Raw genomic sequence first — 19,360 nt, forward strand, 5'->3', positions numbered from 1 at the left:
GTTTTTTACGCAGCTTAATCTGAATCAATTGAAAGTGATCCACTAGATGAGAGGCGACCATTAACGTCATATGAGCGAATACATGAACACGACATCTAAGCGAGATGAGGACCAAATAGACACACGGGAGCCCAGCACGCCCCGCCTTGAAATGTCTGAATTTATCGCCGGTTTCTGGCGCATGCACACCTGGGATATGTCGACTCAACAGCGGCTTCACTTACTAGAGACCTATCTTGATCTGGGGATCACCACCATGGATCATGCGGATATCTATGGCCAGTCTCTATGCGAGAGCCTATTCGGTGAAGCCCTAGCCTTGAGGCCATCATTGCGTGAGCAGATGCAGATAGTCAGTAAGTGTGGCATTAAACCCGCATTCGACTCGGCTCCAGAACGTTATGTTAATCATTACGATACCAGCCAGGCGCACATTCTCGCCTCGGTGGATGCCTCACTCACCCGGCTAACAACGGATCGACTCGATCTCCTGCTGATCCACAGACCGGACCCCTTGATGCGTGCCGATGAGGTCGCCGCCACCTTTGAGCAACTCAAGCAAGCCGGTAAGGTGCTCAACTTCGGCGTCTCTAACTTCACACCGGCTCAATTTGACCTGTTGCAATCTAGCTTGCATCGCTTCGATATTCCTTTGGTGACGAATCAGGTGGAGATATCGCCGATGAATATGACCAGCCTCAGCGACGGTACCTTAGATCACTGCCAGCAGCATAAGATCCCTCCCATGGCCTGGTCTTGTTTGGGTGGTGGAAATATTTTCTCCTCAGACGATGAGTCCAGCCAAAGATTGAGGCTACAGCTAGCCAAGATAGCCGATGAACATGGCACCCAAGATATCAGCCAGATCATCTATGCTTGGATATTGGCTCTACCCAGCCAACCTAAACCCATCATTGGCAGTGGACAAGCCCACAGAATCGCAGCCGCTCAAGCATCGAGGCGGATAAAGTTAGACAAGCAGCAATGGTTCAGCATCTGGCAGGCCTCGATGGGCCACAGCGTTCCCTAGATAAGCGTCTCAGACTCGAATAGAAAAGGCGCCAGTGGCGCCTTTTCTATTCGAGTCATATTAATACCAATTAACAGGTATTAATTACAGGAAGCTGATTTTTCCCGAGAGATGCGGACGACGACCTCGTTTATCTCTGAGTTCAAAGACTAAATCATCTTCATCGGCCTCGGAATCGAAGGTTACATCGGCTGGCATTAACAGTGGCAGTTTGAATGCAACTTCCACCTTGCAAGGACGCTCGCCAATTTGCGGCATCATCTGGGCGATACAGCGCGCCTTAGACCACATACCGTGAGCCAACACACGATCGAAACCAAAACGCTTCGACAATACTGGGTGAAGATGAATAAGGTTATAGTCTCCCGACGCTTTCGCATAACGGCGACCTAGATCGTCGCCCAGACTCCAAGATTCAGGGGACTCCCAAGCCATGGCATTGGCCTTAGGTGGGCGAATACGGCGCTTACCGTTCTCGATACGATAGAGATAGGTAGACAATGACTCCCACACCAATTCATCATCGACGAAGGCTTTCGAGACTAGGTTGAATTCTAATCCAGCATCCGTCACTGTGCTACTCGTTAAGGCGCACTCAATATCGAATTTTTCATCGACACTTAACATTCTGTATTGAGAAATACTGTTGTTAAGATGAATCATTCCAAGCAGTGGAAACGTGATGCCATCATGGGTAAAGATAGCCGCATGCAGACGAAAGGCCATCACATACATGTAAGTCATGGGCAGTGCCTTGCCGTCGAAATCGAAGCCACATACCGATGAATATTGGGCCACTTTATCTTTCGATAAACAGACATTAGAGACTGAGACATAGATCTTTGGCAAAGGCTGCTCATTCCACCCCGGCTTACGCCCGAAGAAGATCTTACGATAGAGGGAAAATAGAGAGGGCATCGCCTTCAATTGAATAGAATAATCATTTTCCACGTTAACCGAACCTTTCAAATTTTATCTCACCAAGCAGATTTTAAGCCGGCGAGTATACATTAAAGTACAGCCGATCCGCTAAATTCAAACTGAATTAATCTATTTCAAATAGCTTTTGAGCGTACACAAGGCGGCAGAATTAGATGAAAATAGACTAGAGCTCCATGGTTAAAAGTGTAAAGCAGATATAGCAAGATTTTGAGCGACTCCTGGACAGGGTTTTGCTTAACATCCACCGGTATAAATCGCCACGCGAGTGGTCATGACGCTAAAGATAACCTGACTTTAAAACAGCTCCACCTGATTATCCTCTTGTTTTTTAACGATATTATTAAGATAAACTTTCTCTTCAGTCATCATCTGACCTATACGCGCAGGTGACATGCGTTTCAACAAGACTTTACCGCTGTTAGGGTGGAACAGCACCTTACGCGGCCAGGGACCGCCCAAGTCTTCCGCCTCTATCGCGATGCCCTCGAGTGTCAGGTATTCCTTGACAAACTCTATGTTAGATTGACCGACATTGAGCACTGACCTCTTGGTTATCTGCGCCCCACCAAACACCTTTGCCTTCAATCTCTGTCGTTGACCACCAGAGGTCAAGATGCCATTGATCAATTTTTCCATGGCCAGGTTACCATAGCGACACGAATAGCTTGTCACTTGGTGCCAGTCTTCATGGAGTTCCTTCTCGGGCAAGAGGAAGTGATTCAAACCCCCGATCCCCACTAAGGGGTCCCAGATACAGGCGGCAACGCAGGAACCCAAACGGGTGAAGATATATTCGTCGTGGGAGGATATATAGAAGGCGCCGGGGTCGACTCTGGCTATGACCTTGTTATGCTTCCTATCCCAGTTTCTGGGGATCTCCTCGAAACCCATTCGTGGGGGAGGAATAGCGACAGCTTGCATTCAGCCTCCTTGCTCTTAATTGCGCCAACTCAAACTCTAGCTAAGATGCGAGTATGGTGTTGAGTACCAACATGAGTCAAAAGTATAGTCAGGCAAATGCAGGCAAGCCCTAATACTTGCTCATTATTTACGCCTATTGAGTTGGCGATTAACATTAACTCTAGGATTAATGGGGCTCAATCACACGCCTGCGGCCAACAGCTTGTCACCTTAGCCCCGTGCTGAGTCATCTCCATGGGAATACTTCTATCACCAACCAGGTGGCCGGCACCGATAATGATAAATAACGGCTGTTGAGTGCTAGGCTCTTGCATTAGCTCACGAATTCTCGCCGCCATATCTATGTTGCGTTGCCAGAGCAATTTTTCCAACATAAAGATATCCTCCTCATCTGACATCTGCCCCTCCATAAGCTCGGCGATATGTGCCGCATCTCCCGTTCTCCATGCCGTAACTAGGCCATGCATATCTTCGTCCGGTGACTCTATCGCTTCTCTCACCATGGCCCACTGAGACTCCTCATCGAAGGAGGAGAGTAACTGAAACTGGAACTCGGTACTCTCTAGCTCTAACAGGGGGCGGCCTTGATTGTTAGCAATAAACCTCTGATCTACACCATAACCTGCACTGTACCCTAGTGCCTCGAACCGATTCATTCCCAATTGCATCGACTGCAGCCAAGGTGCGAATCCACTCAGTGCCGCACACACGCTGCCTCTTGGCTTACAGTAGGCATCGAGCACTGTCTTAGTTTCAACGTCTATGGGAAGCGTGTTCAAGCCATATTTTCTTATCAAGGCCATGATGTCGGCGCTACCCGCATCAGCCTCGACAACGAGAGAGCCAGCTGACTCAAATTTAGATTCGATCATCGCTGCCATAGGATAGAAATCAGCCCGGCCCACATGAATGGAGCCGAGTAGATAAGCGGTCTGATCTTGATAATCGATCTTAAAAAATGGAGGCCTATCTTCTACCGCAGCCTGGGTCGATGCCATAAAACCCGAGAAAGCGAGCCATATAACACCGAGTAATAATCTATGCCGACTTGTTGCCATCCGATTAGCCCCTTATAATCTCGATAATTTAAAAGTTTATGCAATGAGAGGCTTTTGTGCCACATACACGTGTTATTGAACAATTGAAACAAAACTTACAATCAGCCTATCGTAAATCCATCGATGCAGATGGCAAGCTCGATGAGTTAAAAAAAGCGGGTCATGGGAAATTCAATCGGATTTTCGCTCAAACTGAAGGCTTCACCACCAGCAGTAATCGCTTCAAGCCCTATGTCCAAGAGCTTGCCGATGAACTCGAAGTCTTGCCGACAGATAGCGAAACAATGCCTGCTGCATTAGAGACGTTTGTACGCAAGTTGGGCATTTTGATTCAGACATTACAGGCATTTAAAGAGCAATCAAAATAACCTGTATTTAGTGAACTCTGCCAGAAAAAACAAAACAGGCTAAATAAGCGATTCGCTCATTTAGCCTGTTTGCATTTAACACATGAGAACTGTATTAGGATCTGAACTTAGCAGTTAGATTTTAGGTTCAACCGTCTTCTTCATCCAATCCGCGAGTAATTTATTCTCATATTTTAATGGCTTATCGTTAGCGCGACCTATGTTATGCATGAAGCTCATATCGGTCAGTTTCTCGTTACCTACCATGACCACCTTATCGCCCTCGAGTACAGAATAGCTAAAGGTAATGCGAGGCGGATAGATATCTTTGATTAAGCGAATATCATGCATGGTCGCACCGAATGTCGGCCTGACATCGCCGGCAAGATCTAAGTCTGTCACGATCAACTCAAGTTTTTGTTCAGGCTTGAGAATTTTTCTCGCCTCTTTATCTAGACCCTTGGTTAATGTTTCAAACGTACGCGCCTCATAACGCGACTGAATATCGCTCACCGCTTTAACATCACGGAAACTCTTAGGGTCTTGCCAAGTTATCTTGACCACACCTTGTTCTGTTACTGGGTTTTCAGCCACGTCATCGGCAACCGCGCAACCCGAAAGCATCGCACCAGAAACCATAGTTCCTGCTAGTAATAGATAGGGTAACTTCATATCAGCCTCCTGGGCTAAGTGTTCTTCATGGAGTTTATCGTACAAAATATAACCTGTACATGAGCTTAATGCAAAACAATTAGTGACCATCCATTGTATCGCGCACCATAAGTATTAGACCGTAACACGCTAGATTTAATTACATAATATTCAGATAAAACTGTATCAAAAGTTATCATTGATAAATAGAATAGCGTCACTCAATGCTAAACAATCCTGACATAAAATGAAAAATTCCCCCGCTATTATTCTCGTTACTCTGATTTTCATCGGTCTTGGTACTAGCCTCTATCTTATCAATAGCTCAGAAAAGAGCCACTCAGCTGAAACTTGGTCCTCTTTCGTATATACCAATGGCTACAATTCGGGTCGATATAAGAAACAAGATGACTTCATCAGCTATGAGGCTTGCAGTGAACACGCATTAGCAACCTCGGTCAAGTTCGATAACGCCCCCTGGGAATGCGGGCTAAGATGCCGCTTCGACTCCAGCCGCCAAGGGTTTCAATGTGAGACAATGAAAAGAGAATAAGCGCTCCTTAGTTAGCCTATTAGCTTTTTGGCATCGCCAACACTTGTGTTAACTTTCAGTTGGCGATATTATTGTGTAACAATATGTGACCAAGACGCTATTAAGGGTATGGCTATGATTTCATCACTAAAAAACATATTAATAATCTCTCTTCTCACCACTTCTTCTTTAGTTAATGCCACCGATCTGTCGCGTTTCGAGATAGATGAAACTAAGGCCACAGCCGAAGAAGTGCTAAGCCAGTATCAGGCTCTCACCGAAGGTATGGATGCAGAGACACAATTAGACAAGATAGATCGACAACTCGATCAAGAAGTCCACGAGATGCTAAAGTCCATCTGTACCGAATATTCTATCGACCTCAAGACGGGTGAAGAGATCTGTAATTTACAATAATCAGTATCGTCGCCCCACATATACTGCTGAAGAGATCTGTAACGTACGATAATCAGTATCGTCGGCCCACATATACTGGTGTAAAAACGCCGCGAGGCAGCCCATGCCTCGCATTCAACACGAGTTTCACCCAAGAGTAGGCTCGCAAGCTAGTGCCCCCTCAATAGATCACCTAGTCAACATCTGGCCTCATCCAAATTACACTGCTCACTTTTCATTCAGCTTAGGTTCATGGTTTACCGTTTACCATACTGGACAAGTTAACGAGCACTAGCTCTTCTGCGAGAAGGTTCCGAGAACACGTTTCAACAGAAGCCGCGAAAACAAGCTTACTACCAGGGGATGACACCTCTTGATCGACATTTAAGACAGATGTCGACCAAGAGCAAACGGTTTCTTATCTGGACACAATACATTTTGGAGACATTTATGAGCCATGCAAACACGAAAACTAACGTCAACTTCTCTGGTAAAATCGCACTAGTTTCAGTCTTTATCTTAGGCGCCATGATCACAGGTCAAGCATCAGCCAATGGCTTTACGCCTTCTGAACGGGCTGCCGTCAATCAGCATATCGAACTCTTGTCAGAGCAGCAAGATAGGTCAGATGAAGCTATGATTGATAACCAACAACTAGATTTCAACCTTGGCTTGGAAAAGGCTGAAAACACGTTTATGAGTAATATCTGTAACGAACATGGACGTGCTTATGATAATGCCACCGAGGTCTGTTACGATCAAAAATGATCATTGCCTAATACCAATAAGTACTAGGTATAGATACTCAATAAAAAAGCGAGCTTGATCTCGCTTTTTTACCTTCTCGGCTGTAAAACATCAGCGAAATATGCGTCAGTTTAGAATGGAAACCTTTGACTCAATTGCGGATAAGCATTTTTTAACTGCTTTTTCTTGCTGGTGAACTTTTTACCTTGTGGCGTCGCTTTTCCGGAAGGGATAAAAGGCAGTTCCTCGCCAGTTCTATCTTCGAAGATCTGACCGGCTATCAAATCATATTCATCCAAAAACGGATAAGGATAACCATCTTTCTCCGGCCACTGAGTCAACAGGGCAATCTCATCGGGATTGGCGATCACTTTTTCGTACCACTCTTGACCCAATGAGATAAGAAAACATCGGTACTCGGCAAAAGCATATTCTGAATCACAACCAGTGATGATATAGGCCGCTCCCCAAATAGACCAAAAATAAGATCTGCGCATCTGCTGGCCGAATATTTTATCGAATTCGAGTAATTCTTGGTCAGATAGTCGTTCTAATTTACTCTTAAGGTTATCGGCAAGGCTTATCTGGTCTTGCGCGGGTGTGTCTCTCGTGACCAGTTGCCAGAATTCTATTTCAGTCATACTGTTTATCTTCACTCTCATCTACTGCTTTTGACTATTCTAACCAATATACTGACTCGAGACAGTACAAATTCGCTGACAATCAGATCCAGTCAAACTCTCTATCGAGGTCTCAGCCGCTCCCCCCGAAAGAAAATGGGATATACCTTTGACAGCGCCGATGGACTTTTCTACACTCGCCAAATTCCTAGCATCAACATAAACTATCACTTAGGTTCTATGAGACATTCAATGAAAAAACCACCCTTAGGCTTATCTATACTCATGTTGCTATATTTCGCCTTGGCTGTTGTCGCCCTATTCCGGGCCGTCAACACCCAAGCCGTGGATCTATTTTCTCTCGGGGTTATCCCGGTTCTCATAGGTCTGATACTAAGGACTAACTGGGCCAGCGTTGTCTTTAACGTTTACTTAGCAGTACAGACATTGGGATTATCGGCACTGGCTGGCACAGCCATTATCGCCTACCAAATCTCGCCCCAAGATGTCAAAGTCATTCTAGATGGCCATGATATTCCCGTGCCACTCATCGCAATAATCGCCACCCTACTCTTGTCATTCCAGATCTATCTTGCCCTAGCCAAATCCACTAAGGCCTACCTGCAAGTGGAAGAAGCAAGCAAGAATAAGCGGTTTGATCATGCATGATCTTTAATGTAATTTAGCCGCTACATAATGACAATAATATTCCGAGAATCGTGACGATGAGCATGCTACTCCCGAGTGAACTTTCAATACTGCTGGTTGAGCCCTCTGATACTCAAAGAAAAATAATCAGTAACCGATTGAATCAGGAGGGCATTAATAATATTCAGACTGCCAAGACCCTAGATGAAGCCCTCACTATCATAGACAGACATCATCCGGATCTTGTCGCCTGTGCCATGCACTTCGAAGAAGGTACGGCATTAGATCTGCTCCAACGGCTCAAAGGCAATGACAAATATCAAGATATACAGTTTATGTTGGTCTCCAGTGAATGCCGTCGTGAGCATCTAGAGGCTTATCGCCAATCCGGTGTAGTATCAATATTGCCAAAGCCTTTCTCTTCTGAGCATTTAGGTAAGGCGCTTAACGCCACCATAGATCTACTCAGTAATGATGAACTCGATCTCAACCATTTCGATGTCCATAACCTTAGGGTATTGCTGGTGGACGACAGCATGATGGCAAGAAATATCATTAAACGTACCATAAACAATTTAGGCCTGAGGCTGATCACCGAAGCCTGCGATGGTGCCGAAGCAATTGAACTGATGCGGTCGAACATGTTTGATCTGGTGATCACAGATTACAATATGCCAAGTGTAGACGGACTCGCTCTCACCCAGTTTATTCGTAACGATAGCCAACAATCACATGTCCCCATCTTAATGGTGTCATCTGAAGCGAACGAAACGCATCTGAGTAACGTGTCTCATGCCGGCGTCAATGCCCTCTGTGACAAGCCCTTCGAACCTCAACTGGTTAAGCGACTTCTTTATCAACTACTCGATGAATAACCCCCATTAGCGCGAGAAATACAGTCTGAGCAGGTAAAATGCAGCAGATGCCCGAGAAATACAGTGTAACAAGTTAAAATGCAGCAGATAACTGGTCCACCACTAGGCTAGATGCTCGATGATTCGTCAAACAAGCGCATTTTGATGATTATTCACCCAAATATTGACCTAAAACGCTATTCCAGGGTGCTAAAAACCTTTAAAAATGGCTAAGCTTATGGCATGTTAGCTAGAGTAATTGATAAGTACCTAATGCGGTTAGCTTAATTAAATCTACGGAAAGAAGAGACGATTCAAATGAATAAGACTGAACTTGTTGCAAAAATGGCTGAAAATGCGGACCTGACTAAAGCAGAAGCTGCACGCGCACTAAAATCTTTTGAAGAGACAATCACAGAAGCGCTGAAGGGTGGTGATAAAATCTCTATTATTGGCTTTGGTTCTTTTGAAACTACAAATCGAGCTGCACGTACTGGTCGTAACCCACAAACGGGTAAAGAAATCCAGATCCCAGCTGCAACCGTACCTAAGTTTAAAGCAGGAAAAACACTGAAAGATAGCGTTAATCAGTAACATTTTCTGCCTCAAGAAACCTCCTACTGGGAGGTTTTTTTATGCCTGAGCTTTCCCCTATCCATATCGGTACACTATGACTACTCCAGCTGTGATACTGTCACCTCTTGCTTCGGCACCAGCAGTGATACCGACGACTCGATATCACTCCATAAGAAGACAGATTGTGGATCCATCTCTTTGAGCTTGAGCGATACGACCTAAAAGATGATTATCCAAAACTAGTCTTAAATTGCAGCTATAGTTTCGACCTTTACTAAAATCTCTATTCTGGTGCTAGCTTAGGTTAGAGTTTGCTACATTTGCGATATAGAACCTAGTAGGTTATCGTTTTCTCGGCGTCCCCCTAGTTCACAAATAAATTAAACCATTGGTTATAGTGAAATTAACTCAACTCTAAGTTAACCCCCACGAACTATTAATTTTTATTAGCTGCAAACATCCGCCTTGCCTACAGCGCTTTGAACTCCCGCTAAATGATCAGATACTTACTCGAAATGGTATAATATGCAGCTAGATACTTCCAACTCAACAGAGTTAACATCCTATGCTAAAGCGCTTTTTTACTCATACCAAGCGGTCAAATCACAGACAATAAAAAAGCGCCTCTCGGCGCTTTTAATTTTCGATTATGTCGCGATTATAGATTAAGCTTTAGCAGCCTCTTCTTCTTCGCGCTTCTTAATAAAGTATTCCCGAGTCAGTTTAAACACTACCGGACTGAGTAATGCCAGAGCGATAAGGTTTGGAATCGCCATCATGGCATTGAGCGTATCCGCCAGTAGCCAGATGAAATCCAGTGAACTGACCGCACCCAATGGCACCACTAGAATCCATAGCACTCTAAACGGCTTGACCGCTTTCACGCCAAATAGATACTGCACACACTTCTCGCTATACACACTCCAACCTAAGATGGTGGTGAAGGCGAACACAGACAGGGAAATGGCCACAATATAGTTACCCATAGGCAGCGCCGTTGCGAAGGCCAAGGAGGTCATTGCCGCCCCATTCTCACCCGATGTCCAGGCACCCGATACTATGATGGCCAAACCTGTGATAGAACAGACGATTAAGGTATCGATAAACGTACCCAACATGGCAACCAGGCCTTGAGCGACCGGGTTATTAGTCTGAGCAGAAGCGTGAGCAATCGGTGCACTACCTAGGCCTGCTTCATTGGAGAAGATGCCTCGTGCCACACCGAAACGAATCGCTGCCCATACAGCTGCACCGGCGAAGCCACCTTGAGCCGCAACCGGGTTAAATGCACTGTGCACAATCAAGACAATGGCATCTGGAATCGCAGCAGCGTTAACGGCTAATACCGCAAGACCCGCGGCGATATAGAACAGGGTCATGAGTGGTACCAGCTTACCCGCCACATCGGCGATACGCTTGATCCCGCCCATCAGTACGGCACCGACTAATACCATCAACACTAGACCCGTTATCCAGGTCGGCACACCGAAGTTACTGCTTAGGGCATCGGCTACCGAGTTTGACTGTACCGTGTTACCGATACCGAACCCGGCAAAAGAACCGAACAGGGCAAACGCGGTACCTAACCAGGCCCACTTGCTACTGAGTCCATTCTTGATGTAGTACATAGGGCCACCGATGTGGTTGCCATTTGCATCTATTTCACGATATTTTACCGCGAGTACCGCCTCGGCAAACTTAGTCGCCATACCCACCAGCGCCGTACACCACATCCAGAATAGCGCACCCGGACCACCAATAAAGATAGCTGTAGCAACGCCGGCAATGTTACCCGTACCAATTGTTGCTGAAAGCGAAGTCATTAATGCATTGAAAGGGCTAATTTCCCCTTTCATCGACTTATCTTTATCAGGGATCCGGCCAGACCAGAGCAGTTTAAAGCCTGCACCCAACTTTAAAATTGGCATCAGTTTCAAACCCACGGAGAGAAACAGACCCACTCCTAAGATCATGACCAGCATGGGGACACCCCATACAAAACCATTGATCATACTGACAACTTCAGTTATTCCTTCCATTCAAACCTCTTCATTTCTTGCTGATTATTTTTATGTTTTTACGTTTAGCTCTATGGCTAATATTTTTTGATTGCGCCCCAGAGTACACCGAATAGTCAAGGTTTGGAAAGGGGGCAGAGGGAAACTATTAGTGAATAGTTTTACACTTCAGAATACGGTAACTTGTCGGATAACCCGTTTGATTCAAATATCTTTTTCTTGATCTAGCTGTATGGCTAGTTATAGGATTCATGAAGTCCATAGCTTCGCTAGTGTATATTGCCTGCTGCAGTGCCGTGTATGTATGCATCAATGTCGTGAAGGCTGGCAATGATTGAATAGATTAAGACACTTGACTATGCTGGCATGCCTCAATGATAAGAGGCTCCCCTTATCATTATTTTTTCGCTGGTTATAACATTATTGGTACATATGACCTTCATGCTTTAGCCAGCCATTTATATGCTTGTTATTTGGGTCTCGATGAGTCCAATGCACTACACCACCTTTATTATTCCATTCATACTCACCATAAAATTGAACCAGATCACCCTTTGCAATAGAGCTGACTCTTGGTGCAAGGTCAATATTATGAGCTATCAAGATAGTCTGACCTAGAGCTAACTTAAGAATGAATTTTTGATGACGCGAGCCATTATTATCGTCTCTTAAAATACGAATAACGGTCCCCTTCCCTTTGACTTGTACATTACTTTTTTGGCTTTGATAAGCCTCTTTCAACGTTATTGCTTCGGCGATATTTGCCCATTGTAATAAAGCGAAGACAACAAAAATCGATATCGATAGTTTTCTCATGTGCCAAACCCTCCCTAGTTTTATAGCGTCCTAGTGTTTATGTATTGCCTATAGATTTGATAAACGTGCATGAAAAATTTACAAGCCTATTACTTGGCAACGCGCGCATTATATCTAATTGAATTTATTGTAGTTATATATTATTTACAAGATCTAAGATCATGATTTTATCTCACAAAAAAGACAAAAAAAAGACAGGGCAGCCATAACTTTCTTACTCGCAGTGATAAAGCGTAGACTTGGTAAAAGGATAGACTGTGAGCGACCTATCCTTTCAGTTTACTCTTTGTAAGAGCTTACGTAATTCTGTTATCACTAATTCTGGCTCGTCAATCTGAACATAATGATAACTTTTATCAGTCAGTATAACTTGGCCTTGGGGGAAACTTTCCGCCCATTCTTTGTGTAACTGCCCCCATTCATATCTTGCTTCATCGGTGAAAAATAATAACTCAGGCTCTTTATACTTTTTCACTGAGGCAATAACCGTGACCGGAATATCTCTGATTTCAGGGTAATCTGGCAAGGGTCGTTTGCTCCAAAAATCTAAGTATTGATTTGACATGCCATTGGACAGGTCATCTTTCTTGATTTGAGCTATTTCCTGGTTACCTTTTTTAAGATCAATGGCACGAATAATATCAACATCGTGCTCTGAGGAGGGCTCTATCAACATCATAGCGTTAATTTGTTCGGGGTAAGACACCGAAAAAGTCCTCGCTATATAGGCACCGTACGAATGTGCCAAATACAAAACGGGTTCCTGTACGTCAATGACGTTCAAGAAATCACTTACATGCTTGGCATAATCGTCCGAGCTAAAGTGGCGTTGGATCTGAGTAGAGTTGCCGTTGCCTACACGAGAGTAGCGAATAACTTTGGTGAACTTAGCTATCTTATCAAAAACGGGATCCCAATCGCTTAAACCAGCGGTGCCCCCCGCCTCAAGCAAGACGGTGTGCTTTCCTGAACCTGATATTTCATATTCTATTTCAAACTCGCCAACTTTGGCAGTTTGTGCAGCAGACACTGCAAAAAAAGGTAATAGACAACCAAAAATAACAACTACTTTTTTCATCGTAACTCCACAGTAGTGATGAACTCTAACGTCTTAGTATGGGTGCGTTGTGCTGCTTGCAAGGCATAAACTGCTTGTTGGACTTGGCCGCTGCCGAGTCCAAGTTAATGACTTTATCATTCGCTATTAGCACTTTTTTTGCTAAAGGGATTTTTTGAAGTTGTGTCTGGGCTGTAGAGCAGAGTGGCTCAATTGATATCGACTAGTCTGTACGTTTTTCATTGAAATCCTTTATCATTGCTGTGTTCCTTCACATTTATTTACGTCTAACTGATTTAGCTTGTGTACACCCAGGTGACTATCCACTAGAGATCAGCTGTAGGAAGATCACCATTTAATAAGCTACTGTTTAGTTTGTCAGATAGTAATGCTAACTACTCGCTAATGGCAAGCGATGATCCGTGGGATTGGTATAGAGGACATTTCATTACTAAGGGTAAATGTCATCTTTTGTATGGAACACAATAGACCATTCAGTCGCGTGTCTAGCGGTTTCATGAAATTGGCATGCTGGGCGGTGTGTGGGGCTCGAAGCGAGACACCTCTGGCGACTCGATTAGGGCTGTGATTATGCATGCCAGTTGATATCTATTTTTTTGTGTTTTGCCATGCAGTCACGTAAATATAGATTGATCAGACTTTGATATGGCACACCTGACTCTTCTGCCATGCCTTTAAAGTAGGAGATAACGTCTTCACCTAAACGCATTGTGACAGGTTTTTTAAGTTTGCTAGCGTAAGGGTTTTTACGCGACTCCATAGTTGATAAATCATATTCATCTTGCATAATTAATAGCCTCGCTGATAGTGCTTACCTTCATTTTTTGTTGCTTTTCTGGCTGAAATAACTCTTACAGTATTTCCTTCGTCACGCTCACAGTGACAAATAAGGAGTAGGTTTGTTTCATTGCTCATTCCAAGCATCAAAAAGCGATCTTCTGCTTCGGAGTTCTTGCGATCCCAGAACTGCACCGCGAATTATCAAAGAAGACTGATTGAGCTTCTTTGAAGGATATACCGTGTTTGTTGATATTTGATGCCGCTTTGACCGCATCCCATTCAAACTTAATCATATGTACATTGTATGTACACTGGCCCAAGTTGTTCAAAGTGACCCTAACGCCTAGCACAGATGCTTACAAAAATGGCGCAACTTTTTCAGGTTTTATGGGGCTTATTCAACACTTGGGATAAGGTCGCTGATAAAGAGGGATAAAATCGCAGAGCGTATAGGGAGATAGGAAATGTCTTATGTATGTCTGGAACATACAAGACCCTGCACAGCACCGCCGCAGGCGATAGATATCAATGAAGCTAAAAGTTATAAACACACGAGCCAGCCAGAGCTAAAACAGAAAATGTGATCAGCCTTGATTCGAAGACTAACCAAGGCGGCTAATCTTTTGGTAGATAAATGCTGATAATAGCCGTCAGCCCCAACATAGCCGATGAGATCCACAAACAGGCTTCTAACCCAGCTACCTGGTACACATAACCAGAAAGCACAGTGCCGATTAGGCGCCCCATGGCATTGGCCATGTAGTAAAAGCCCACATCCAGGGAGACACAGTCATCACTGGCATAATTGACGATCAAAAAACTGTGTAGCGAAGAATTAACCGCGAATACTGCACCGAAGAGCATCAAGCCAGCTAACAGGCTCAGTTGGGGGCTGATATTAAAGGTCAAGGCTAACGCAATCAGCCCTGGGATAGCCGTAAGTGCACCAACCCACAGTAGGGCTTCCCTTCCTCCTGGCGCCGAGCCATCGGATTTAGCGGTCAACCTTGGGGCTTGAGTCTGCACCAAACCATATGCAATAACCCAGAGGGCCAGAAATCCTCCCACATAATAGTGATCCCAGCCAAACTGGCTGCCGAGATAGAGGGGCAATGCCACCACAAACCAGACATCACGGGCCGCAAACAGGAACATACGCGCAGCCGATAAGATGTTGATGCTGCGGCTCTTAGAAAATATCTCGCTAAATTTGGGCTTGTTCTTGGCTTTGCCTAATTCTCGCTTGAGAGTAAACAGACTCAAGACCCAGACTAAGGTTAGTGCGATTGCCATGATAGCGATGGCAAACGTGAAGCCAAACAGGCTCAGTAGGGCACCACCGAGAAAGAATCCCGCTCCCTTGAGGGCGTTTTTAGAACCTGTAAGCTTGGCAATCCAGCCATAGAGTTTCTGTTGCTTAGCATTGGCATCGTCTCTAGCCTTAGCCTGGCCGTCGGCCTGCTCAGTAACCAGCAGCATCTTGATTGAGCTCTTGGCACTCATCTTATTGAGATCTTTGGCTATGCCGGAAATCCCTTGGGCCATCATCACCCAAAATAAGGTGAGCATGGAGCTTGGCACCAGCAACATGGCAAGCGCCGCGACCTGCAAGCCGAGACCCATATTCATGGTCTTGTTAAGCCCTATACGCGCCCCCAGATAACCGCCAACTAAGTTGGTGATCACACCGAAAATCTCGTAGAAGAGAAACAGCATGGCGATAGCCAGAGGGCTATAACCTAGCTGATGAAAATGCAGCACCACCAGCATCCGCAGGGCACCATCGGTCAAGGTAAATGCCCAATAGTTGCCTGTGACTAGCAGATATTGCCTCACAGATTCCGGTAAAGACTTAACTCTGGATATCATAGCGATCCTAGTGTCGAGTTCCTAGATTTTAGATTTTAGATGCTAGATGCTAGGAACTTACAGCTTTCTTAGCCCTATCTTGAGCTTATAACTTATAGCTTCTTATCTTGAAGACCTACCATTCGTGCTAGCTCTGCCGTTCTGTTTGTCCTAATACCAGACCACTCATTGTCACATTAGCCCTTATCCATACTTCCAACTAAACGTGCTAGCTCTGCCGTTCTGTTTGTCCTAATACCAGACCACTCATTGTCACATTAGCCCTTATCCATACTTCCAACTAAACGTGCTAGCTCTGCCGTTCTGTTTGCATATCCCCACTCATTGTCATACCAGACATAGAGCTTCACCTGAGTGCCGTTAACGACCATGGTCGATGGCGCATCTATGATGCAGGAACGTGGATCTGTCTTGTAATCTACCGATACCAGAGGACGCTCTTCGAAACCTAAGATATCCTTGAGTTCTCCCGCTGCAGCCTCTTTGAGTAGGGTGTTGACTTCATCCTCTGTCGTGGCGCGTTCAAGCTCGAATACACAGTCTGTCAGCGAAGCGTTGGCCAAGGGAACACGCACCGCATGGCCGTTAAGCTTGCCTTTAAGTTCAGGGAATATATGGGTAATAGCCGTGGCCGAACCTGTCGTAGTCGGGATAAGACTCAAACCACAGGCTCGAGCGCGGCGCAGATCTTTATGGGGGGCATCGAGTATGGTCTGGGTGTTAGTAATATCGTGTATCGTGGTCATAGAGCCATGCTTGATACCTATGTTCTCGTGGAGAACTTTCACCACGGGTGCTAAACAGTTAGTCGTACAGGAAGCCGCTGTGACTATGGGGTGAAGGTCCTTGTCATATAGATGATGATTGACTCCCATCACCACATTGAGCACCCCCTCCTCTTTCACTGGCGCTGTCACCACTACACGCTTCACACCTTGATCTAGGTAAGCCTGCAGCTTAGCCTTAGACTTCATCACACCCGAGGCCTCGATAACCAGATCACAGCCAGACCAGTCGGTATCCGCAATAGCTGTATTGCGGCTAGTAGGGATACGCTTATCACCGATCTCTATGTAATGCCTATCACCCGTTTCATCTGCTTTGGCTTCATGTTGCCAGCGTCCATGGACCGAATCGAACATCAACAAGTGAGCCAAAGTACGGGCATCTCCAGCTGGATCGTTAATATGTACAAATTCGACATCATCCCAATCCCAGGCGGCTCTTAATGCCAAGCGGCCCATGCGGCCAAATCCATTGATACCTATCTTAATACTCATGACTCAGTTCCTTGATTACTTCTATTACGACTGTTTATTTACAGCAAGCTAGTACACGTTCCGGACGCTCGCCCATTTGGTATAAACGAGTGATATGACTTGAAATAAGTGCCTTATTATTTGCACTGAGCTCTGTAAGCGTCTTATTGATCCACTCTGGTAACTCAGGATTTACTCTATAAAACACCCACTGTCCCTGGCGCTTATCCAGAAGTAGACCTGCCTTTCTCATTTGAGCCAAGTGTCTTGAGACCTTAGGCTGGCTCTCGTCTAGTGCCTGCATTAACTCACAGACACATAACTCCCTCTCTGCAATGATCAACAGCAAACTGAGTAGTCTGGTTTCATCGGATAACAGTTTAAAAAACTCTAAAGTGGTCATATTTACTCCATACAAGCTTGTCTTCGACATATAGCCTCGGCTTCAAAATCTCTGGGCACTCAGTAAAAAACAACATATACGCAAAAACGAATATACGGAAAATAATATATCTGTTTAGCCATATATTCAACAACTAAGTTATTCTAGAAAAGTGAGCGATCTGATAATTTTGGAATAAGAAAACTAACTTATTATTTTGGCTTGATTTATATGCTTATAGCCAGAGTTCAGACTTTATTAGGGACACGACGAAGACTATGTGAGTATTCTAAAGAATTCACACTCGCATCTAGCCGTAGCTGAGTTTTGCAGAGAAGCAGAAGAAAAGGAAAGCGTTCCTAGAATCTAGACTCTAGATTCTAGGAACCAGGAACCAGGAACGTTCAAAAAACTAGTTACCAGCGATCTTCATATCGCTGAGTAACATGCCACCAGTACGGATCGAAGATCTCAGATCGCGATCCTTACTCACTGCAACGATATTCTGAAACATGTCTTTGAGGTTGCCCGCTATGGTGATCTCTTCTACTGGATAGAGGATCACGCCGTTTTCAACATAGAAGCCCGCCGCGCCGCGAGAATAATCACCAGTCACGGCATTGACGCCTTGGCCCATGACCTCGGTCACGATAAGCCCCGTGCCCATCTCTTTCACTAACTCATCGAAGGTTTGTCCTGTATGAGATAGCGTCCAGTTGTATATACCACCCGCATGTCCGGTATTCTTCAGGCCCAGTTTTCGTGCCGAATAACTGGTTAACAGATAGCTAGAAAGCACCCCGTCCTGAATGATGGCGCGTTCCTGAGTCGCAACGCCTTCACTGTCATAGCTAGCGCTCGCTAAGCCGCCCACTATATGTGGCTGCTCTTCGATGTTAAACCAATCAGGGAATATCTGAGTATCAATAGAGTCGAGTAGGAAGCTCGACTTGCGGTAGAGGCTACCGCCGCTGATAGCACCCACTAAATGACCCATGAGGCCGGTGGCGATTTCAGGAGACAACAATACTGGCAGCTCAGTGGTCGCAATTTTACGTCCACCAAGACGACCTAACGTCTTCTCTGATGCCTTGCGTCCCACCTCTTCCGGTGATAGCAGCTCACTCAATTTTCGAGAGATGGTGTAATCATAATCACGCTGCATATTGCCGTCAGTCTCACCGATAACCACGCAGCTTAGGCTGTAACGAGAGCTGCAATAACCATTTAAAAATCCGTGGCTGTTACCGTAAACTTTTATACCTGTGTGGGCATTTGCACTGGCACCATCAGAGTTTGTGATCCGGCTATCGACATCCAATGCAGCTTCTTCTGCGCGCGCAGCTAACTCAATCAACTCTGCTGGAGTGACTTCCTGAGGATGATACAAGTCTAGATCAGGAAAATTCTTTGCCATGAGCTCGGCTTCTGCGAGTCCATTGTAAGGATCCGATGAGGTAAACTTTGCAATACCATCGGCAGCCTTGACCGCTTCTTTTATGGCTTCAGGGCTCAAGTCTGAGGTCGATGAACTGCCTTTACAGCCATCGCGAAACAGGGTGATACCTAACGCACCATCTTTATTAAACTCAACCGTTTCAACCTCTTTCATTCGAGTCGATACGGATAATCCTTGTTGTTTACTGATAGCAACTTCTGCACCCGATGTACCGAGTTGCTTGGCATACTCGAGTGCCATAGATACAGCGTCTTTTAATGAATCTAATTCGATGTCAATGCTAGGTGTCGTCACAAATCTGCTCTTTTGTTATCAGGGATCTTGATAGCATAACAAACCCAATACCCAAGTACATTAAATAACTTGCCTCACCGATA

Annotated in this window: 21 protein-coding genes and 1 pseudogene; 8 read left to right on the forward strand and 14 right to left on the reverse strand. The window is 45.1% G+C overall.

Annotation, left to right across the window (positions count from 1 at the left end):
• The first annotated feature begins 151 nt into the window (after positions 1–151).
• On the forward strand, positions 152–1,030 hold the full coding sequence (locus HRU42_RS02625) for an aldo/keto reductase family oxidoreductase (RefSeq protein WP_295028841.1): 879 nt from the start codon (positions 152–154) through the stop codon (positions 1,028–1,030).
• Between the two features lie 84 nt (positions 1,031–1,114).
• Here HRU42_RS02625 and HRU42_RS02630 read toward each other — a convergent pair whose 3' ends face one another.
• The 3 genes from HRU42_RS02630 to HRU42_RS02640 form a co-directional block, all read right to left on the reverse strand.
• Positions 1,115–1,948, reverse strand: a complete 834-nt coding sequence (locus tag HRU42_RS02630; RefSeq protein ID WP_295028842.1) for a MaoC/PaaZ C-terminal domain-containing protein — start codon at positions 1,946–1,948, stop codon at positions 1,115–1,117.
• A 318-nt stretch (positions 1,949–2,266) separates the two neighbouring features.
• Positions 2,267–2,893 (reverse strand): chemoreceptor glutamine deamidase CheD, encoded by a 627-nt coding sequence (locus HRU42_RS02635; RefSeq protein ID WP_295028786.1) that lies wholly within the window; start codon positions 2,891–2,893, stop codon positions 2,267–2,269.
• A gap of 176 nt (positions 2,894–3,069) precedes the next feature.
• Positions 3,070–3,951, reverse strand: coding sequence for a TraB/GumN family protein (locus HRU42_RS02640; RefSeq protein ID WP_295028788.1), 882 nt, complete (start codon positions 3,949–3,951; stop codon positions 3,070–3,072).
• Between the two features lie 56 nt (positions 3,952–4,007).
• Between HRU42_RS02640 and HRU42_RS02645 the strand changes: the two genes are divergently transcribed.
• The gene (locus HRU42_RS02645; protein ID WP_295028790.1) at positions 4,008–4,319 is read left to right on the forward strand and encodes a prephenate dehydrogenase; all 312 of its coding nucleotides are present in this window, start codon (positions 4,008–4,010) and stop codon (positions 4,317–4,319) included.
• A 114-nt stretch (positions 4,320–4,433) separates the two neighbouring features.
• On the opposite strand, the gene HRU42_RS02650 is transcribed toward HRU42_RS02645, so the two are convergent.
• Complete coding sequence (locus HRU42_RS02650; RefSeq protein ID WP_295028792.1) at positions 4,434–4,970, reverse strand: DUF3016 domain-containing protein; 537 nt, start codon at positions 4,968–4,970, stop codon at positions 4,434–4,436.
• Between the two features lie 226 nt (positions 4,971–5,196).
• Here HRU42_RS02650 and HRU42_RS02655 point away from each other — a divergent pair, with 226 nt between their 5' ends.
• The 3 genes from HRU42_RS02655 to HRU42_RS02665 all read left to right on the forward strand — a co-directional run bounded on the left by HRU42_RS02655 (position 5,197) and on the right by HRU42_RS02665 (position 6,645).
• Complete coding sequence (locus HRU42_RS02655) at positions 5,197–5,502, forward strand: hypothetical protein (protein ID WP_295028794.1); 306 nt, start codon at positions 5,197–5,199, stop codon at positions 5,500–5,502.
• 114 nt (positions 5,503–5,616) lie between these two features.
• Positions 5,617–5,898, forward strand: a complete 282-nt coding sequence (locus tag HRU42_RS02660) for a hypothetical protein (RefSeq protein ID WP_295028796.1) — start codon at positions 5,617–5,619, stop codon at positions 5,896–5,898.
• A gap of 429 nt (positions 5,899–6,327) precedes the next feature.
• Positions 6,328–6,645, forward strand: coding sequence for a hypothetical protein (locus HRU42_RS02665; RefSeq protein ID WP_295028797.1), 318 nt, complete (start codon positions 6,328–6,330; stop codon positions 6,643–6,645).
• A 110-nt stretch (positions 6,646–6,755) separates the two neighbouring features.
• On the opposite strand, the gene HRU42_RS02670 is transcribed toward HRU42_RS02665, so the two are convergent.
• On the reverse strand, positions 6,756–7,265 hold the full coding sequence (locus HRU42_RS02670) for a DUF4240 domain-containing protein (protein WP_295028799.1): 510 nt from the start codon (positions 7,263–7,265) through the stop codon (positions 6,756–6,758).
• A gap of 231 nt (positions 7,266–7,496) precedes the next feature.
• Here HRU42_RS02670 and HRU42_RS02675 point away from each other — a divergent pair, with 231 nt between their 5' ends.
• The 3 genes from HRU42_RS02675 (at position 7,497) to HRU42_RS02685 (ending at position 9,340) form a co-directional block, all read left to right on the forward strand.
• Positions 7,497–7,913: a hypothetical protein gene (locus HRU42_RS02675; RefSeq protein WP_295028800.1), complete on the forward strand. Its 417-nt coding sequence runs from the start codon at positions 7,497–7,499 to the stop codon at positions 7,911–7,913.
• Between the two features lie 56 nt (positions 7,914–7,969).
• Complete coding sequence (locus tag HRU42_RS02680; protein WP_295028801.1) at positions 7,970–8,767, forward strand: response regulator; 798 nt, start codon at positions 7,970–7,972, stop codon at positions 8,765–8,767.
• A 297-nt stretch (positions 8,768–9,064) separates the two neighbouring features.
• Entirely contained in the window at positions 9,065–9,340 is a 276-nt protein-coding gene (locus tag HRU42_RS02685; protein ID WP_144044637.1) for an HU family DNA-binding protein, read from the forward strand.
• Between the two features lie 647 nt (positions 9,341–9,987).
• Here HRU42_RS02685 and HRU42_RS02690 read toward each other — a convergent pair.
• The 9 genes and pseudogenes from HRU42_RS02690 to pmbA form a co-directional block, all read right to left on the reverse strand.
• Complete coding sequence (locus HRU42_RS02690) at positions 9,988–11,361, reverse strand: sodium:alanine symporter family protein (protein ID WP_295028802.1); 1,374 nt, start codon at positions 11,359–11,361, stop codon at positions 9,988–9,990.
• Positions 11,362–11,760: 399 nt separating this feature from the next.
• On the reverse strand, positions 11,761–12,156 hold the full coding sequence (locus HRU42_RS02695; RefSeq protein ID WP_295028803.1) for a DUF3465 domain-containing protein: 396 nt from the start codon (positions 12,154–12,156) through the stop codon (positions 11,761–11,763).
• A 274-nt stretch (positions 12,157–12,430) separates the two neighbouring features.
• On the reverse strand, positions 12,431–13,234 hold the full coding sequence (locus tag HRU42_RS02700; RefSeq protein ID WP_295028804.1) for an alpha/beta hydrolase: 804 nt from the start codon (positions 13,232–13,234) through the stop codon (positions 12,431–12,433).
• A 568-nt stretch (positions 13,235–13,802) separates the two neighbouring features.
• Positions 13,803–14,021, reverse strand: a complete 219-nt coding sequence (locus tag HRU42_RS02705; protein WP_295028805.1) for a BrnA antitoxin family protein — start codon at positions 14,019–14,021, stop codon at positions 13,803–13,805.
• A gap of 2 nt (positions 14,022–14,023) precedes the next feature.
• A pseudogene (locus tag HRU42_RS21140) lies at positions 14,024–14,307 on the reverse strand (BrnT family toxin).
• Between the two features lie 322 nt (positions 14,308–14,629).
• A complete protein-coding gene (gene arsJ, locus HRU42_RS02710; protein ID WP_295028806.1) occupies positions 14,630–15,883 on the reverse strand; it encodes an organoarsenical effux MFS transporter ArsJ in 1,254 nt (417 codons plus the stop codon).
• Positions 15,884–16,140: 257 nt separating this feature from the next.
• On the reverse strand, positions 16,141–17,163 hold the full coding sequence (locus tag HRU42_RS02715) for an ArsJ-associated glyceraldehyde-3-phosphate dehydrogenase (protein WP_295028807.1): 1,023 nt from the start codon (positions 17,161–17,163) through the stop codon (positions 16,141–16,143).
• A gap of 34 nt (positions 17,164–17,197) precedes the next feature.
• Positions 17,198–17,545, reverse strand: coding sequence for a metalloregulator ArsR/SmtB family transcription factor (locus tag HRU42_RS02720; protein WP_295028808.1), 348 nt, complete (start codon positions 17,543–17,545; stop codon positions 17,198–17,200).
• 391 nt (positions 17,546–17,936) lie between these two features.
• Entirely contained in the window at positions 17,937–19,277 is a 1,341-nt protein-coding gene (gene pmbA, locus HRU42_RS02725; RefSeq protein WP_295028809.1) for a metalloprotease PmbA, read from the reverse strand.
• Between the last annotated feature and the right edge of the window lie 83 nt (positions 19,278–19,360).

Origin of the sequence: Shewanella sp. (assembly GCF_013214165.1) — a bacterium.
In the GTDB taxonomy this organism is placed as follows: Bacteria; Pseudomonadota; Gammaproteobacteria; order Enterobacterales; family Shewanellaceae; genus Shewanella.

Excerpts from the sequence above, each read along its gene's own strand:
- HRU42_RS02670 (WP_295028799.1), bottom strand. The coding sequence starts at position 7,265 with ATGACTGAAATAGAATTCTGGCAACTGGTCACGAGAGACACACCCGCG.
- HRU42_RS02680 (WP_295028801.1), top strand. The coding sequence starts at position 7,970 with ATGAGCATGCTACTCCCGAGTGAACTTTCAATACTGCTGGTTGAGCCC.
- HRU42_RS02665 (WP_295028797.1), top strand. The coding sequence starts at position 6,328 with ATGAGCCATGCAAACACGAAAACTAACGTCAACTTCTCTGGTAAAATC.
- HRU42_RS02695 (WP_295028803.1), bottom strand. The coding sequence starts at position 12,156 with ATGAGAAAACTATCGATATCGATTTTTGTTGTCTTCGCTTTATTACAA.
- HRU42_RS02650 (WP_295028792.1), bottom strand. The coding sequence starts at position 4,970 with ATGAAGTTACCCTATCTATTACTAGCAGGAACTATGGTTTCTGGTGCG.
- HRU42_RS02625 (WP_295028841.1), top strand. The coding sequence starts at position 152 with ATGTCTGAATTTATCGCCGGTTTCTGGCGCATGCACACCTGGGATATG.
- HRU42_RS02655 (WP_295028794.1), top strand. The coding sequence starts at position 5,197 with ATGAAAAATTCCCCCGCTATTATTCTCGTTACTCTGATTTTCATCGGT.
- HRU42_RS02640 (WP_295028788.1), bottom strand. The coding sequence starts at position 3,951 with ATGGCAACAAGTCGGCATAGATTATTACTCGGTGTTATATGGCTCGCT.
- HRU42_RS02720 (WP_295028808.1), bottom strand. The coding sequence starts at position 17,545 with ATGACCACTTTAGAGTTTTTTAAACTGTTATCCGATGAAACCAGACTA.
- HRU42_RS02690 (WP_295028802.1), bottom strand. The coding sequence starts at position 11,361 with ATGGAAGGAATAACTGAAGTTGTCAGTATGATCAATGGTTTTGTATGG.
- HRU42_RS02660 (WP_295028796.1), top strand. The coding sequence starts at position 5,617 with ATGATTTCATCACTAAAAAACATATTAATAATCTCTCTTCTCACCACT.
- HRU42_RS02635 (WP_295028786.1), bottom strand. The coding sequence starts at position 2,893 with ATGCAAGCTGTCGCTATTCCTCCCCCACGAATGGGTTTCGAGGAGATC.
- HRU42_RS02715 (WP_295028807.1), bottom strand. The coding sequence starts at position 17,163 with ATGAGTATTAAGATAGGTATCAATGGATTTGGCCGCATGGGCCGCTTG.
- HRU42_RS02630 (WP_295028842.1), bottom strand. The coding sequence starts at position 1,948 with ATGCCCTCTCTATTTTCCCTCTATCGTAAGATCTTCTTCGGGCGTAAG.
- HRU42_RS02685 (WP_144044637.1), top strand. The coding sequence starts at position 9,065 with ATGAATAAGACTGAACTTGTTGCAAAAATGGCTGAAAATGCGGACCTG.
- HRU42_RS02705 (WP_295028805.1), bottom strand. The coding sequence starts at position 14,021 with ATGCAAGATGAATATGATTTATCAACTATGGAGTCGCGTAAAAACCCT.
- HRU42_RS02675 (WP_295028800.1), top strand. The coding sequence starts at position 7,497 with ATGAAAAAACCACCCTTAGGCTTATCTATACTCATGTTGCTATATTTC.
- arsJ (WP_295028806.1), bottom strand. The coding sequence starts at position 15,883 with ATGATATCCAGAGTTAAGTCTTTACCGGAATCTGTGAGGCAATATCTG.
- HRU42_RS02700 (WP_295028804.1), bottom strand. The coding sequence starts at position 13,234 with ATGAAAAAAGTAGTTGTTATTTTTGGTTGTCTATTACCTTTTTTTGCA.